The organism is Candidatus Nanosynbacter sp. TM7-053, from assembly GCF_022828375.1.
GTDB lineage: Bacteria > Patescibacteriota > Saccharimonadia > Saccharimonadales > Saccharimonadaceae > Nanosynbacter.
Map to the genome: position 1 here is coordinate 477,563 of NZ_JAJQJX010000001.1, position 14,724 is coordinate 492,286.

Below are 14,724 nucleotides of genomic sequence, written 5' to 3' on the forward strand. Positions count from 1 at the left end.
CTCAACTTTTCCGACCATATTTTTCATACACAGCCAAAGTTTGCTCGGCCATGCGTTGCCATGAAAATGTCTTAACGTGTTTCTTGCCTTTTTTAATTAGTTCATTGCGCAATTTGTCGTCGGATAAGATGTCGTCAATTGATTTTGCTATATCCTCGACGCTGAAAGGATCAAAATAGTGAGCGGCATCGCCGTGGGTTTCTGGCAAGCAAGTAGCTGTGCTCGAAGCGACTGGCGCGCCGTGTAGCATTGCCTCTAATCCTGGTAAACCAAATCCTTCACTGAGCGAAGGGAAGCAATAAACTGCCGTATTTTCGTACATCCAGCGCAATTGTTCGTCTGATATAAATCCAGTAAACACGACGTTTTTAATTCCACGCTCATTTACATATGTCTCGTGGCGAGCGTAATTGCTATCTTTTTTACCCGCCAAAGCCAGCGTTAAATCTGGATATTTTTTCTGTAACAAAGCAAATGCGTCAATTAGCCGTCGAAGGTTTTTATGTGGCGTCGGTCTACCGATATACATAATGAATTTTTTACCAATCAGCTCATCAACAGGCTCGTTGCCTTTTGGTAACTCATCCGCAGACTCCAAAGTTACAGTAATTTTCTCTGGGCTTACACCGGTGAATTTAATCAAATCATTTTTTACGAAGTTAGAAATTGTGATGATATGCGAAGATTTTTTCGCAACTTTTTTATTGACCCATTTATAAATTTGCTGCTTAATCCAGAAAACGACAGGATTTTTATCAGGATTTTTGAAACGAACAGTGGTTAAATCTTGCATTGTAGTGACAACTGGACTGGAATTATACCAAACAGGCTGCTGAACCATCGCAAAATGAACTAAGTCTGGATGAAGACTTTCAAGTTGTTTTTTAAAGCCGATTTGCTCAGCAAAAGAGTATTCTTTATATGGGCAAATAACTTTCTGAAATCTTGGATTGCTTGGCTGCCAACTGTCAAAATCTTTTGGCTTGAGCAGAATAACATAATCGTTTTTATTATCAATTTTCTGCAAATAATGAATCAGCCGTTCGATGTACCGACCAGTGCTAGTCCTTAATGTTCGGGCGTCAATTACGATTTTCACGATAATGTTCCTTCCATGATTTATCAACTATATTTTTTATCGCTTTATGGAAAATTGCAGCTGAAAATTCGTTTGCCGTGACTGAGATTTTTGTTGGTGAAACTTTTTTTCCGGGAAGTTTCTCTAAGGTTTCTATCAATGAAGAATCTGTTTGCTCAGAAAAGAACCAGCCGTTTTTTTCAGGTTTTATATAATCAAGTGCACCGCCGGCTTCATACGCGACTACTGGAATGCCAGATGCCAACGCTTCAACTGGCGCAATTCCAAAATCTTCGTGTGAACAAAAAATAAACAAATCTGCTTTTTTAATATATTTTTCTCGTGTGGCATTATCAACGAAGCCTAAGAAGTTAGCGTGTTTATCGGCGATATTTTTTAGATTATCAACATCAGGCCCTTTTCCGATAATATCTAATTGCCAGCCAAGTTTCTGACAAGCTTTAATAGCAATATCAAGCCGTTTCATCGGTACAATTCGCCCCCAAATTAGACAGCGAGGTTTTTTTGGGATGGATATTTGCTTGCGATTTTTAGCAAGCGGCGAAAAGCTCGACGCGTCAATTGGTGGAAAAATAACCGTACTTTTTCGCTGGTAAAACTCTTCAATATCAGCCTGAATTCCTGTAGAGTTGGCGATAAAAACATCAACTTGCTGAGCGGCATTGAAATCTCGTTTTTTCAGTGGTCGAACTAGGGTTTTTAAGCCTAGGCGTGCCAGCCATTGCGGACGGAAACTTGGTCGTTTGATGTATTCGTCATAATGTCGCCAATAAAAATGCGTTGGCGTGTGGCAATAACAAATATGAAGTTGATCTGGTCTGGATTTGCGAACAAATTTTGCCTCGCCATTTCCCGAACTGGAGATGATAATGTCAAATTCGCTAAGATCAAGCTTAGCGAACCACCACTGTCTAAGAAGTGGCAACAATCGTCGGATTTTTGAAAACGGCCATCTTTGTAAATAGCCAGTAACGACTTTATTATCTAACCTTTCTCGCCATTCATCACTACAAAAAGAAGTGTAAATTGGCGCATCTGGGTACAATTTGTGAATTTCCAAAACGACCTTTTCGGCTCCACCGCCGTAAATCCAATCGTGAACTATGGCAATTTTTGGCTTACTCATTAATTATCTTTCTGGAAAATAACCAAGCAGGTTTTTAATAAAATCGTGATGTCCATCCAGATGCTCCAGTTCTGGACGTAATATAAGTCAATTCGTCGCCGTTCTTCAAAGCTGATGCTGCGTCGGCCAGACACTACAGCCAGTCCAGTGAGTCCTGATTTGACCGCTAATAAAACGTGTTTTTTGTCGTAGGCGCTTAATTCGTGCGGTACTAGCGCTCGCGGTCCAACCAGGCTGATGTCGCCCTTTACGACGTTAAACAATTGCGGCAATTCATCAAGGCTAAAGCGGCGAATAAACCGACCAACTGGCGTCACGCGAAAATCATGATCAAGCTTGTCGCCGTTTTTACGGTATTCTTCAATTAGTTCAGGCTTGCCAACCATTCGAAAGACTTCTTCGTCGGTTTTGCCATCAAACTTTGCATAATGTGAGCGGAATTTGTAGACCTTAAACGGTCGATTGTAGCGAGTGAGGCGTTTTTGTTGTTTGCCGTGCATTAAAATCGGTCCCGCCGGGTCGCTGATTTTTACGGCAATTGCCACCAAAAGCATAATTGGCGAGGCGATGATAATCCCAATTGTCCCGCCTACAATATCCATAATTCGCTTAACAATTCGCCCATAACCCATTAGCGGCGTCGGATGAGTGTGAATTAGCGGCACGGAGTCGATGATATCAATAGTGTGCTTGGTGGTCATAATTCCGTCGAATTCTGGCGCTTGATAAAAATCCAGATAATGTTTCTGGGCAATTTGATAATGTTCGCTAACGTTTTTTGAGTCGGTTTGGATGATGACGTCAATTTTATCTCTGGTGAGCGCCGACTCTAATGACGAGCGTCGAAGCTTTTTTAATCCAATAGGAATGAATTGGGTTTGCGCAACAATTCCGCTAATCTTAAAACCAGTTAACGGATTAGTTTCTATGAAATCAGTCAAAACGTGAGTTAAATCACAATTGCCAATTAATACAACACGGCGAGCTCCCAAGCCGCGTTTTAATAGTTTCAGACGAACGATATTGGCGGCGCTGCGGAAAATCATTAGTAAGATGAAGCCAATTCCAGTGGCGTAAACCGCGACAAGCTTGGCTGGGAATAATGGAGTATTAGTAAAGAACGTCACAGAAATCATAATCATAATTCCAGTGATTGATGCCAAAAGTATTCGTCCAAAGTTTCGCAATGGGTGCGTGTAAATCTCTCGGTCGTATAAGCCAAAGAAATAGAACATCACAATCCATAATGGCAGCGTCATAAAGATGGAAGTGATAAAATCTATAGCGTTGATGCTGATATGGAATGGTCTAGGATCCAGGGAAATTCGCAAAATATAGGCAATAGTAAATGCACTCAATAAAGCTAGGATATCAAGAACGACCAGAACAATTTTGAAGTAAAAATCAGACTTTTTCCGCATAATCTCTGGGGTAATTATACAAAAATATGCCGATTATAGCAAAACAATGAATCGTATTTATAAAACTGCCAAAAAACCAAAAATGCACAAACATCGCGACAGTCAGCGACAAGATAAATTGAGCTTTAATTTTACGGATATTTTTTATGGCGAAAAATATGATTATCAATGGGGCGATTAGAAGGGTAAATAGCCCAACAATTCCTAAGCCGCTGAGTAATAATATGTAAAAAACGTAGACTGTTTGGTCTGCTGGGACGTTTACGCGAAGGTGTTTTTGGATGAAATTTCCGAGATTGCCGAGTCCGACGCCGAAGAAGAACGTTCGTGGTGATGACAGCCAAGATTTTATGGCTAAGTCACTGGCGCTGAGTCTGTCATTGGCGGAAGCTTCAACAAAACCGGCAGGCTGGAAAGAACTGTTGCTTGGTGGAATGTTTTCGGCGGGTTTTGGTGACGGATTTTTGGTGACGGATTTTTGCGGAATCTTAATTTTCCCGAGAGATAATTGATCGACCATACTGACGAAGGTATTGTGCGTGATGAAGGGCGTGTTGGCGTATCTAATGTTGGCTGACGAGAATAATAAGACGAATCCGAATAGTAATCCAGTGAAGATGATTGGAAGTTTTTTACGAATCAAAGATGCGTCAATTCGTTTTACGAAAGCGATTATAAATAAGGCTATTATGGCGATAAAAATTGCCAAAAATCCGCCACGGGAAAATGTTAAAGATATGGCAAGAGTTGTGAAAAATAGGCTAAATTTGGCTAGGCGAGATTTTGATTGAAAGAGCGCAATGAAAAATACTGGAAGTAGAGAATTGGCGAAGAATTGTGGTTCGGCGGCGAATAAATTGATTCGTGGAAATCCAAAAACGTCGGCTTTACAACCAGCGCAAAGCGTGCCAAATCCCGTTGGCTCAAAAGTGGCGACGATAAGCTGAATAATCGCTAAAATCCCAAAAACCAGCCCGCTCCACAGTCCGACGCTGATGAGTTTACGTTTTTCTGATTTTGACAATTCACTATAAATTAAGCCAGCGGATAATCCGACGGTGAGTAAGAATAATAGCGATAATGAATATAACGCGGTGCGCAGGCGTGCTTCTGCGAAAAATACGCCGACGACAATGGCGATAAAAATTGCCAAAAATCCGCCGATTAGCCATCGGTTTTTCAGTAGTTCTTGGCGTTTTTTAAGTAGTAATGGCAAGGAAAATAGCAGTAGGCTTACGGCGACGATTTGATATAATCCTACGCGTAGTGACGGGAAATCCAGAATTGATAAGCCGACACTGGGATGCAGGGCAAAGCCGCCGCCAAAAATAATAATAGCCAATAGCCAGAATCGAACGTCGTTAATGTATTTTTTTGCCATATTTTAAGTATAGCGTATGGTGTATACTTTAGATATGAAACTGACGAAAAAGCAAAAAATAATGCTGGATTTTATCGATGGATTTATAAAGGGCAATGGCTACAGTCCGACACTTCGGGAAATTATGCGCGCCTTGGGGTATAAATCGGTGTCGACGGTAGCAAAACATGTTGATAATTTGGTAGCTGCGGGATTTTTGGAGAAGCAGGACGGCGAAGTTAGATCTTTGACGCTGAGTAGTGAGAAAAAAGAAGTTTGGTGGCAGAATTTAGCGAAAGAAATTAAGAAGAGAGAAGCCGAGGACGACGAAAAATCACGCTCGGAAGTGGAGATTTTAAAAAAAGCATTGGAAATTGTCCGTCAGTAACTTTACAACTATTCAAAAACTCGCTATAATACAAGACATATTCCGGCATAGCTCAGTGGTAGAGCGGTTGGCTGTTAACCAATAGGTCGCTGGTTCGAGCCCAGCTGCCGGAGCCAAGAAAAGACACTTCTGTGGAGGTGTTTTTTCTTTGTTCCTTGAAATACGATTCGGTACCACACAAAATTCCACATCAGACTGATGCTGGTGGCGGCTAGTTTTGAAGGTGAATTGCCTATTGATAGCATAGCTGCGGTGGTTGAAATGATGACGGCCAATAGTAGCAGTACAGTGAGTTATATTAACGGCGGTGTTGAGAACGCCAATGGCAGCGAAGGTGGTGAGTTGTTTGCGAAGATTCATGCTGGTGAGCATAGTAGGTGGAGCTGTAAAAAGGCTGTAAATAGAATTATAAGACTTCATCTACCAAACTGGATACTTACTGCAGTCATAATAATAAAAATTAAGCTAAATTATAGATATTTTTAGCAAGTATGCGATTTTTTCGCGTTACTCATTGTTTTATAGAGGATAATATGATACAATGTGAACACTATGATTATAGACTTCACTATTAAAAATTACAGGTCATTCAAGGAAACAGCTAACATATCCTTGTTAGCAGAGCCACTTAAAAATGATGGTATTGCAATATCAACTACCGATTTCAAAGATGATATTTTACCTGTTGCTGGTATATTTGGCCAGAATGCTGGAGGAAAGTCTAATATTATTAAAGCTCTTTCGTGTATGATAGATTCAATGTTAAATACAGACCATGTAGGCTCTCCTATTAATAGACATCCACTTTTACAACCATTCTTGCTAAACACCGATAATAGTAGTCAGCCAATACATTTTGAATTATCTTTATGGGATAAAGATACTGTTTCACAGTATAATTATGGATTTGAAGTTGATAATTCTGGTGTAGTTTCTGAATGGCTTAGCATAGTAGACAGACCGAAAACAAATCGACGCTCGCGTATGATTTTTGAAAGAAGCGGTAATAAATTTACGTTTGACAGTACGGTTAAAGGCGACCTTGAGCCTTTATCGAGGCGTGTCTTAGGTACGGCGTTAGCTGTCAACGTCTTTGCCAATTTGGCGGATCCGTACTCACATAAATTACTTGAGATAGTAAAAGAACAAATAAAAATTATAGATAGTACCGATATTGATGAATTGAGGCGTTATATATTAGAGCGTTGTATTATTGATGAAAAATTACGAATGCAGGTTATAAATTTCATAAATAAAGCAGACATAGGCATAAACGATATATTCATAGACAAGTCAGAAGTAAGCGTTGCTGAGTTACCAGCTGGTATTCCGGAGGAGTTAAAAAGGGCAATGTCTAATGGAGCTGGCTTTAGTTATAGAGTAGAGTCGAGTCATTTTATTTATGACAATAGTGGCAATAAGCTTACAGAGAGTCGGAACTTTAATTTTGGTAATGAATCCTTGGGTACACAAAAGATATTTATATTGGCAGTTGTGTTGTTGGACGCTTTAAATAAAGGCGAGGTGGTTGTGGTTGATGAGCTTGGATCAAGCTTACATCCTTTCTTGACTAAAAGAATAGTTGAGATATTTCAAAACCCTGAATTAAATAAATATGGAGCTCAACTTATTTTTACAAGTCATGAAACTTTTCTTCTTGCAAAGAATTCCCTAAACGGCAAACTTGATCTGCGGCGAGATCAGATTTGGTTTGCAGACAAAGGCGCTGGTGAAGCTTCAGTATTGCGATGTTTATCGGAATACAAAACAAAAAAGGAGTACGATCTTGCCAAGCGTTATTTGGAAGGTAGGTTTGGTGCGGTGCCTGTTATAAAATCTTGGGAAGCTTAATAAAGGTGATACATGACTCATTCTAGCAGTAAAAGTAGAAGTCAGTTTTCTTTAAGCGGAAAAAGGCCTTCTGGAAAGTTAGATGAGCGAAAATTTTTCTTGATTGTTACTGAAGGAAAAACAGAATCTCGGTATTTTAAACATTTTAGGAGCACAACAGGACCTCGTATTGAGTCTGTCGATAAACAAGATTCAAGGATTAGGCTGGTTGAAAAGGCGATTGAATTAAGGGGGCAGTATAAGAAAGAAAAACGCTATATAAAAGGTGACGAGACATGGGTTGTGTTTGATCGTGATGTCGATCTTGGCAAACCAAACGACAAGGAAACATTTAATCGTGCACTAGAATTAGCATGTAGAGAAGATATACAGGTAGCATATTCAAATGATTCATTTGAATTGTGGTTCTTACTTCATCTACAAGATGTTTCAGCATCTATACATAGAAGTATTATTGAAAAAAAGTTGAAATCTCATTTGGGCTGCTATACTCATGGTGACGATGTTTTTGATAGAATTAATTCTAACTATAGTATGGCGGTGAAGCGGGCAGAAAAAATATTTAAGGAGGCTATTGAAGATAAAAAGAGTCCTGTAGATGCAAATCCTTCAACAACAGTATATCTGCTCACTGAAAAATTGCGTAAATCCATGAAGGACTAGGTATATCATCAAAAAAGTTCATTATCTAGTTCGTATAGTTTTTATTAACTAATAATTGTACTTTAGTATCACAGTTTACTTATCTTGCTATTTAAAGCATTTTTACAGAATGCTTGTTTATAGTGGTTTGCATGAGAGTAATAACCACATCCCAATCATTAGCTAGGCCGCGACTTATTACGTCCGATTCTAGTCCATTGCCGTTTCGGGCGATAGCTAATCCATTTGTCGACATAGTCGTGCCGGTGCTGAACGAGGAAAAAATTCTTCAAAGCAGCATTGAAACGCTTGACGAATATATGATGGAAAATTTGCCATATCGCTATCAGATAACGATCGCAGATAACGGTAGCCAAGATAACACTTTAAAAATAGCGAAAAACTTGGTGCAAAATCATCAATCAGTTCGTGTTGTAAGGCTAGCTGAACGTGGTCGCGGGCGAGCATTAAAGCAGGTTTGGCAAAGCAGTCAGGCGGATATTCTGACGTATATGGATGTCGATTTGTCCACCAGCTTGGATGATTTTCTGCCAATGATTCAGCCGCTTGTGGCGGGCGAAGCTGGCGTGGCGATTGGTTCTCGATTGATGAAAAAATCAAAGACCAGCCGCGGTTTTAAGCGGGAGTTTATTTCACGGTGTTATAACAAGATTATAAAATTGACGTCGCGAACCAAATTTAGCGATGCGCAGTGCGGGTTTAAGGCAATTCGTCGTGACGTGGCGAAGAGATTTTTGCCAAAAATTAAGGACAATGAGTGGTTCTTCGACACCGAGTTTTTGATTAAAACGGAGCGCGCAGGCGTGCCGATTCACGAGCAGCCCGTTACTTGGATTGAAGATACTGATAGTCGTGTGAAGATTGTAAAAACTGCGGTCGATGACTTAAAAGGACTTCATCGAGTTAATAAAGAATTGAACAATCGTTCGTGGCTTGAGAAAATGGCGCTTCCGATGCTGTTGATTGCGACGGGCGCGTTGTATTTGTTTGGCGCGATGCATAATGGTATGGCGAATAGCTATTACGCAGCGGCAGTGCAGGCAGCAAGCCAAAACTGGACGGCGTGGCTGTTTGGCGGTTTGGACGCTGCGAATTATGTTTCAATCGATAAGCCTCCGCTGGCGACGATGATAATGGGACTTAGCGCTCGACTGTTTGGATTTTCTAGCTTTTCAATGCTACTGCCGAGCGTATTAGCGGGCGTCGGTTCGGTTTGGTTGTTATATTCGGCAGTGAAACGGCAATTCGGCTTTACTAGTGCGATAATTTCTGCAGTCACATTAATGTTAACTCCTGTTGCGGCGTTGATGTTCGGATTTAATAATCCAGATGCTATCTTGACATTTATGCTTACCGCCAGCGGTTACGCATTTCTCAGGTCATTAGAAGGTAGGCGTCCGCTTTTATGGCTCGGTCTGGCGGGACTGTTTACGGGATTAGCATTTAATACGAAAATGCTTCAGGGCTTGATGGTTTTACCTGCGATGGTAATTGCCTATCTGGCGTTCGCCAAGCCGCCAATTGTTACGCGATTTCTGCATTTGATGTTTGCAGGCGTGATTACGACGGTGTCGACTTTATGGTGGAGTGTGCTTGTTTGGCTGACGCCGTCTGGCAATCGACCGTGGGTTGGTAGTACGAATGACGATAGTATTTGGAGTTTGATTTTTGGCTATAACGGATTTGGTCGACTATTAGGAAACCGCGGCGGTGGAGGTGGCGGGACTCCTCCGAGTGGTGGAATGGTAATAGCAAGTCCTGGCGGAATGGGTGGCGCTCCCAGTGGCGGTCATGGTCCTGGAGGTACTGGATTTGGCGGGCAAACGGGAATATTTAGGATATTTAATAATGATTTCGGACCGAACATCGCATGGTTGTTAGTCTTAGCATTAGCAAGTGGCGGACTACTCTTGTGGATTTTACGCAAAACTCCGCGGACTAATCGCGGACGAGCGGCAGTAATATTCTGGATACTTTGGCTGATCATTCACATCGTAATATTTAGCATGACTAGCGGCGTAATTCATCCGTACTACGTGGTGGTTATGGCACCGGCTGTGGCGGCTCTGGTTGGAATTGGTGTGCCGTTTTTGTGGGGTGCGTACGTCAGGCGAAAGTCGTATGCTTGGATTTTGCCTATGTTGGTCGGTGTAACGGCGGCGATTGCGATAATTATCCTTAGCTATGCTGGTACGATGACTTGGCTAATGTGGATAGTTGGTATTCTGGGAACTATCGGTATGATTGGGCTATTGGTCAATTTGTATACGCCGAAACGTTGGCTTCAGAACTTGGCAATTATCACTTCTGTGGCTGCGTGTATGACTGCTCCAGTTGTTTACACGCTGTCGACCGTCAACGTCACGCATACAGGCAGTATTCCGACGGCTGGCCCGAATTCAACGGCGATGCAGGGAAGTAATAATGAAAAATCTCAGGCAGATAGCGCGTTGGTTCAGTATCTTTTACAAAACCAAAATAATGCGACTTGGTTGGCGGCGGTGGATAGCGCTAATGAATCGGCGGCAATTCAGCTAACTAGCGGTCAACCAGTCATGGCAATTGGTGGCTTTAACGGCAGCGACACGCCACTCACACTTGAACAATTTAAGCAATTGGTGGCGGATGGCAAATTGAAATATTACGCCGCTAGCTCGCACGGTCATGGTGGCGGTCCAAACGGTGGAAATAGCGAAATCACAAATTGGATTAAGAAAAACGGTAAAGTCGTTAATTATGGAGGTAGTGATGTAACATTATACGAACTATCTGCATAAGAAATAAATTTAACCAAAGGAGAAATATTATGAGAAAATTAGATCAAGAATCTCAAACAACGCCAGAAAATATCTTTAACAATTCAGAAAACACTTCGAACGAAAAACGCTCAATTAGCGTCGGTGCGGCAATGGGAATAGCAATTGGTGGCGTGGTTTTGTGTGGACTGGGATTTGTTGCGGGCATGCAAGTTGGCGGCTCAAGCGGAAGCCAAATAGGCGGGCAAGCTGGCGGTCCTCCAGGAATGAGCCAATCTCAAGGCGGTCCTGGCGGATCTAGGCAACAATCTGGCGGAAATGGCAGCACGTCTCAAGCTCAACCTGGACAACCCGGTCAATCAGATTCATCTTCGGCTAGGCAAACTCCATCGGCTCAAAATAACACAACAAACACGCCACCATCAGACGCTTCACAGTCTGGCGTAGCACCTCAACCAATTTCTCAATCCTCTCGACAATAAAAACCCAGTTCTCAATAAAAAATTACCACCTCATCACGGGGTGGTAATTTTATGTAGTTGCATGTTAGCGTAGAATGAATAGTCCTGCAGCAACTAGTGCTAGAGTGGCGATAACACCTAAGAAGACATTAAATCCTGTGTTTGCGAGTAGACCACTTACAGCATTTTGAGGCTTATTAGCTGGATTGTGGGCGGCAGCTGACGGACTAGCAGGTTGTGGCTGCGGTTGTGGTTGCGGTTGAGGTTGTGGCTGTGCTGTCCTAGGGATTACTGATGTGTCAATAGCCAGAGTACCGCTAAATGTAGCTGAAACTGTTCCGATTGTTACACTTCTTGTCCAAAGAGTATTCAGGATAGGAGATGCTCCGCTGGCTGGTAGTGACAGCACCTGAATATTTCCAGGAGTTGCCGTGCTGTTAATAACGTCTGCTGAGTTGGTCACGGAGACTACATTTCCTGCCAAATCCTTTAATGGTGAAGCAAAAGATTTGTCGTTAGGTTTAATACTAGGTTGTTGATCTTCAAGATTTAATGAAGTTAGGGAAGTTAGTCCAGTCAGTGGGCTTATATCTGTAATCTTGTTCTCTTTAAGTGACAGAGTTTTTAGGGAAGTCAGTCCAGCTAGTGGGCTTAGGTTTGAGATTGAGTTGTGATTTAACGACAAATTCTTAAGGTTTTTGGCAGCTTCTATTCCAGTTAGGTTGGTAATGTTTGAGTTGTCTAGGTTAAGATCTGTCAATTTTTCCAACTCTACGTCAGTAATTTTTTGATTTTCTGTACGAGTTGTACCAAGTTTCTCTCCTAGTTTTTCATTGAGTAGCTTGCGTAGTCCCGTGTCTTTGACTTCAACCTCTTTAGGTTGTCGTCTTTGGTATATACGAACGTAGTCGACTGACATAGTTGCAGGGAATGTGCCTGGTTCTTCTGCTACGACATTGTAGGCATTCGACCATTTACCACCAGGGCCGTCGATATAAGTACCGCCAATTGCCATGTTAAGACGCAGGAAGAATGGTACGTCGAATGGCCCGTGCGGTGTGTTTGCGGCATTTGGTTGACCAAATCCTTCAACTGTATGATAGCTTTTTCCATCAATGAAGTATTCTAACTTTCCTTCAGTCCACTTTACCCCATACGTATGCCAGTCAGTAGTATTTGAAAAGCCTGCCGGTAGGTCCGATTTGTGGCTGTTCTTGTGTGTCTTATTGGTTATGGATTTTCCCCAGTGTGCATCCGCGGCAGCATAGTCCAAATCAGAACCCTTTGTTTCTACGATGTCGATTTCGCCATTCATAGGCCACCCCTCACCGTATCTTTTTACGTTAGGGCTCATCCAGAATGCTGGCCAGGTACTTTTATTATTTGGCATTTTTATGCGAGCTTCAAAATATCCGTAAGTCCAAGCTTGTTTCTCTTTTGTTTCTACGAATCCAGAAGTAAAATCTTTATTTTTACCCTTATTACAGGTTACGCCTGGTTTATATAGACCGATCAGATTTAGGCTACCTCCACTGACGTTTATATTTTCCGCGGATTCTGTATAGCACCCCTGAACCTCACTAGCGTTCCAGCCTCCTGTGTATGGAGACCATACGTTCGTATCTAGTGAATCTCCATTAAATTCATCTGACCAGACTTTCTCATATTCACTATCTGTTGGCGGATATGGACTTCCTGCGCTTTTGGCATTGTCTATAGGCAGAGTGAATATTGATCCACCAATGATAGCCGCAGCAGCCATTAATCCAGCCACCGACTTAAGCTTTGTATTCAAAAAACGTTTTTTTATTAACATTTTTTATCTCTCCCAATATTTTGATATTTAACACCACTATAACAATAAGCGGAATAAAAGTAAAGTTTAGTATGTAGTTATTTTAACAACAGAACTATAGAGATGTCGAATACTGGAGTTTCAGGTTGAAATAAAAAATTGCCACCCCGTAATGAGATGACAATTTTCCTGTAAACGCCTAAGCTAATTAGCGATTAATCGTTAGGTTTATTGACTTTAGAGATTTGATGTTGGAAACCGCTCTTAGGTCGAAGACAGAGTTGTTCTTAAGAGATAAAGTCTTAAGGTTTTTAGCTGCTTCTAATCCTGTTAGATCGTGAATCTTTTCTGCTTCTGATGCGTTGTCGGCTGCATCTAGGTTAAGATCTGTCAATTTTTCCAACTCTACGTCAGTAATTTTTTGATCGTCTTTACGATTAGTACTAAGTGCTGCTGACAGGTTTTTATTAAGTTGAGCGCGCAAGTTATTGTCTGGTACGTTAACTTCTTTAGCTGTTCGCCTTTCGTATACGCGGACGTAATCGATTGACATAGTTGCCGGGAATGACTTTGGATATTCAGCTAGAGCGTTGTAGGCATTTGACCACTTGCTACCATTGCCGTCAATGTAGTCGCCGCCGATTGCCAAGTTAAGTCGTAGAAAGAACGGCTTGTCGAATGGGCCGTAAGGTGTGTTTGCTGCGTTTGGCCATCCAAAACTACTGACGGTATGGAACTTTACGCCGTCAATGTAATATTCCAATTTTCCTTCAGTCCATTTTACGCCGTAAGTGTGCCACTGAGTAGTGTCTTTAAATCCAGCTGGCAATTTTTTACCTTGGGCATGCTTCTTGTATCCTGGTGAGATTCCCCAGTGAGCATCTGCTGCTGCGTAATCTAAGTTAGAGCCTTTAGTTTCTACGATATCAATTTCACCACTGCGAGGCCAACTACCATATGCAGATTCGTTAGGACTCATCCAGAATGCTGGCCAAGTACTCTTATTATTCGGCATTTTTATGCGAGCTTCAATATAGCCGTAAGTCCAAGCTTTTTTGCCCTTCGTTTCTACGAATCCAGAGGTGAAATTGCCGCTTTTTTCATTGCCACTACACTTTTCGCCTGGCTTATATAACCCAACCAGATTTAGACTGCCATCTTTAACATTCACGTTTTCTTCTCTATTTCTATAGCAACTTTGAACGTGGTTCGCACCCCATCCGCCACTGCGCACATTCCAAGATTCTGCGTCTAATGACGTGCCATTAAATTCATCACGCCAAACAGGCTCTTGATTCCAGTTGGCGCTATCATTTAGTGGATAATCATCGCTAACAGTATTCTTAGCTTGTACGGTTGGCAAGGTAAGTAGTGATCCACTGACAACTAATCCAGCTATCATTATGCCGGTTAATATTTTAACTTTTGTATTTAAAAAGCGTTTTCTTATTAACATACACTCCCCTTAAATTTATGTTAGACACCAATTATAACAACAAGCATTATAAAAATAAAAGAAGAATAGTCAATTTTACAGCAAAATTAAAGAACCATTATTTACTATATAAATAGCATTAATTAGAGGAATAATTACCATGAAAAAGGTATAAATGAGAACAAGTTAATTTAACAACAAACCTACGGCGACGATGACCTCGCAGGAGATTAACTTGACCGCTAAGGAATATGGTGTTCTGGAATATTTGATGCGGAACAAAGGTAAGGTTTTATCGAAAGAACAGATAGAATATATAGTTTTTTTTGTTGTATTTTATACAATTATGCTTGTAAAGCTCATTTAGTA

At 41.4% G+C, this 14,724-nt stretch carries 13 protein-coding genes and 1 tRNA gene; 8 read left to right on the forward strand and 6 right to left on the reverse strand.

Annotated features, from left to right (window positions below; translation table 11 throughout):
* Position 1: 1 nt before the first annotated feature.
* The 4 genes from LRM50_RS02560 to LRM50_RS02575 are packed head-to-tail and all read right to left on the reverse strand — an operon-like array spanning position 2 to position 5,027.
* Entirely contained in the window at positions 2-1,099 is a 1,098-nt protein-coding gene (locus tag LRM50_RS02560) for a glycosyltransferase family 4 protein (protein ID WP_243809747.1), read from the reverse strand.
* A complete protein-coding gene (locus LRM50_RS02565) occupies positions 1,083-2,225 on the reverse strand; it encodes a glycosyltransferase (RefSeq protein ID WP_243809748.1) in 1,143 nt (380 codons plus the stop codon). Before LRM50_RS02565 ends, LRM50_RS02560 begins: the two co-directional genes overlap by 17 nt.
* Positions 2,225-3,646 carry a sugar transferase gene (locus LRM50_RS02570; RefSeq protein ID WP_243809749.1) on the reverse strand — a complete coding sequence of 474 codons (1,422 nt, stop codon included), beginning with the start codon at positions 3,644-3,646 and terminating at the stop codon, positions 2,225-2,227. The genes LRM50_RS02565 and LRM50_RS02570 overlap by 1 nt, the downstream gene beginning before the upstream one ends.
* Positions 3,630-5,027 (reverse strand): O-antigen ligase family protein, encoded by a 1,398-nt coding sequence (locus LRM50_RS02575; RefSeq protein WP_243809750.1) that lies wholly within the window; start codon positions 5,025-5,027, stop codon positions 3,630-3,632. Before LRM50_RS02575 ends, LRM50_RS02570 begins: the two co-directional genes overlap by 17 nt.
* Positions 5,028-5,061: 34 nt before the next feature.
* On the opposite strand from LRM50_RS02575, the gene LRM50_RS02580 reads away from it, so the two are divergent.
* From LRM50_RS02580 to LRM50_RS02610, 7 genes are all read left to right on the forward strand, one after another.
* On the forward strand, positions 5,062-5,394 hold the full coding sequence (locus tag LRM50_RS02580) for a LexA family protein (protein ID WP_146424139.1): 333 nt from the start codon (positions 5,062-5,064) through the stop codon (positions 5,392-5,394).
* A 41-nt stretch (positions 5,395-5,435) separates the two neighbouring features.
* Positions 5,436-5,510: transfer RNA gene (locus LRM50_RS02585), tRNA-Asn, on the forward strand.
* Between the two features lie 82 nt (positions 5,511-5,592).
* Entirely contained in the window at positions 5,593-5,880 is a 288-nt protein-coding gene (locus LRM50_RS02590) for a hypothetical protein (RefSeq protein ID WP_243809751.1), read from the forward strand.
* A gap of 66 nt (positions 5,881-5,946) precedes the next feature.
* Positions 5,947-7,245: an AAA family ATPase gene (locus LRM50_RS02595; RefSeq protein ID WP_243809752.1), complete on the forward strand. Its 1,299-nt coding sequence runs from the start codon at positions 5,947-5,949 to the stop codon at positions 7,243-7,245.
* Between the two features lie 12 nt (positions 7,246-7,257).
* On the forward strand, positions 7,258-7,908 hold the full coding sequence (locus LRM50_RS02600; RefSeq protein ID WP_243809753.1) for an RloB family protein: 651 nt from the start codon (positions 7,258-7,260) through the stop codon (positions 7,906-7,908).
* Between the two features lie 131 nt (positions 7,909-8,039).
* Entirely contained in the window at positions 8,040-10,685 is a 2,646-nt protein-coding gene (locus LRM50_RS02605) for a mannosyltransferase YkcB-related protein (protein WP_243809754.1), read from the forward strand.
* A 29-nt stretch (positions 10,686-10,714) separates the two neighbouring features.
* A complete protein-coding gene (locus LRM50_RS02610; RefSeq protein WP_243809755.1) occupies positions 10,715-11,146 on the forward strand; it encodes a hypothetical protein in 432 nt (143 codons plus the stop codon).
* 64 nt (positions 11,147-11,210) lie between these two features.
* Here the strand turns inward: LRM50_RS02610 and LRM50_RS02615 are convergent, their stop codons facing one another.
* Both LRM50_RS02615 and LRM50_RS02620 read right to left on the reverse strand, forming a co-directional pair.
* Positions 11,211-12,941: a family 16 glycosylhydrolase gene (locus tag LRM50_RS02615; protein WP_243809756.1), complete on the reverse strand. Its 1,731-nt coding sequence runs from the start codon at positions 12,939-12,941 to the stop codon at positions 11,211-11,213.
* A gap of 187 nt (positions 12,942-13,128) precedes the next feature.
* Positions 13,129-14,322 carry a glycoside hydrolase family 16 protein gene (locus LRM50_RS02620; RefSeq protein ID WP_243809757.1) on the reverse strand — a complete coding sequence of 398 codons (1,194 nt, stop codon included), beginning with the start codon at positions 14,320-14,322 and terminating at the stop codon, positions 13,129-13,131.
* 247 nt (positions 14,323-14,569) lie between these two features.
* On the opposite strand from LRM50_RS02620, the gene LRM50_RS04085 reads away from it, so the two are divergent.
* On the forward strand, positions 14,570-14,722 hold the full coding sequence (locus LRM50_RS04085; RefSeq protein ID WP_445082938.1) for a winged helix-turn-helix domain-containing protein: 153 nt from the start codon (positions 14,570-14,572) through the stop codon (positions 14,720-14,722).
* Positions 14,723-14,724: the final 2 nt, after the last annotated feature.

What these genes read in the sequence shown, in the direction of transcription:
- LRM50_RS02610 (WP_243809755.1), top strand. Translation starts at nt 10,715, where the DNA reads ATGAGAAAATTAGATCAAGAATCTCAAACAACGCCAGAAAATATCTTT.
- LRM50_RS02590 (WP_243809751.1), top strand. Translation starts at nt 5,593, where the DNA reads ATGCTGGTGGCGGCTAGTTTTGAAGGTGAATTGCCTATTGATAGCATA.
- LRM50_RS02580 (WP_146424139.1), top strand. Translation starts at nt 5,062, where the DNA reads ATGAAACTGACGAAAAAGCAAAAAATAATGCTGGATTTTATCGATGGA.
- LRM50_RS02595 (WP_243809752.1), top strand. Translation starts at nt 5,947, where the DNA reads ATGATTATAGACTTCACTATTAAAAATTACAGGTCATTCAAGGAAACA.
- LRM50_RS02600 (WP_243809753.1), top strand. Translation starts at nt 7,258, where the DNA reads ATGACTCATTCTAGCAGTAAAAGTAGAAGTCAGTTTTCTTTAAGCGGA.
- LRM50_RS02620 (WP_243809757.1), bottom strand. Translation starts at nt 14,322, where the DNA reads ATGATAGCTGGATTAGTTGTCAGTGGATCACTACTTACCTTGCCAACC.
- LRM50_RS02575 (WP_243809750.1), bottom strand. Translation starts at nt 5,027, where the DNA reads ATGGCAAAAAAATACATTAACGACGTTCGATTCTGGCTATTGGCTATT.
- LRM50_RS02570 (WP_243809749.1), bottom strand. Translation starts at nt 3,646, where the DNA reads ATGCGGAAAAAGTCTGATTTTTACTTCAAAATTGTTCTGGTCGTTCTT.
- LRM50_RS02565 (WP_243809748.1), bottom strand. Translation starts at nt 2,225, where the DNA reads ATGAGTAAGCCAAAAATTGCCATAGTTCACGATTGGATTTACGGCGGT.
- LRM50_RS02605 (WP_243809754.1), top strand. Translation starts at nt 8,040, where the DNA reads ATGAGAGTAATAACCACATCCCAATCATTAGCTAGGCCGCGACTTATT.
- LRM50_RS04085 (WP_445082938.1), top strand. Translation starts at nt 14,570, where the DNA reads ATGACCTCGCAGGAGATTAACTTGACCGCTAAGGAATATGGTGTTCTG.
- LRM50_RS02615 (WP_243809756.1), bottom strand. Translation starts at nt 12,941, where the DNA reads ATGTTAATAAAAAAACGTTTTTTGAATACAAAGCTTAAGTCGGTGGCT.